1 pseudogene is annotated in these 828 nt (G+C 75.2%); it reads right to left on the minus strand.

Annotation, left to right across the window (positions count from 1 at the left end):
* Positions 1-800: pseudogene (locus tag B8460_RS17440) on the minus strand (hypothetical protein); the annotation flags it as partial.
* Positions 801-828: the final 28 nt, after the last annotated feature.

An 828-nucleotide genomic window follows, 5' to 3' on the forward strand; every position in this document is an offset into this window, starting at 1 on the left:
GCCTGCCCCACCATGCGCGGCCCCGGATCGAGCAGGTCGCCGTCGAGCGCCACGATCACCCGCGCGCGGTCGAGCCGGTACTGCGTGTCGAGCGCGCGGCCATAGGCGAGGCGCGCCCCCTCGGCCGCGCCGCCGCGATCGACGGCGGCATGGGTGTACCAGCCCATCGCCGGCATCGCCGCGCGCAGGGCGGCGATCTGCGCCAGCATCGACGGCGACGACAGCGGGCCGGTCAGCAGCGCGAAGCCGCGCCCGTTCGCATCGCGCAGCGTGTCGATCGGGTCGGTCAGCGCGCGGGCGAGGCTGTCCCAGTCGCTGATGCGCCCGCCATGCCGCACCGTCTGCGACCGTTCGGGATCATAAAGCGCGAGGATCGAGGCCTGACCGAAGGCATCGGTGCCGCCGCGGCTCCACGGATGCTGCGCGTTGCCCTCGATCTTCAGCGGCCGGCCGTCGCGGGTGGTGACGGTGATGCCGTTGGCGAGCCCGTCCAGCACCGCAATGCTCGCATAGGTCAGCGACGCGCCGGGGGGCACGCCGGCCGGGGCACGGACATAGGGCACCTCCACGTCGCGGCGGTCCGTGTCCTGGCCGTCGCCGTCGTCGCAGCCGGTCAGCCCCGCGAGCACGAGCGACGCCGCCATCAGGCGCAGGAAACGGCGCCGATCCGGCCCCTCGGCGAGGCGCGCGGCGGCCGGAAAGTGGCGGATGACGAGGCGCCGCGCCGCCGGGCTGTCGGCGAATGCCTCGCCGCCGCCGGCCGTCGCCGCCGGATCGCGCCACTGCGTCACCGGTGGCATGTCGAACACTGCGTCAGGCGCGCGGGGC

This window comes from Acidisphaera rubrifaciens HS-AP3 (assembly GCF_000964365.1).
GTDB classification, from domain to species: Bacteria; Pseudomonadota; Alphaproteobacteria; order Acetobacterales; family Acetobacteraceae; genus Acidisphaera; species Acidisphaera rubrifaciens.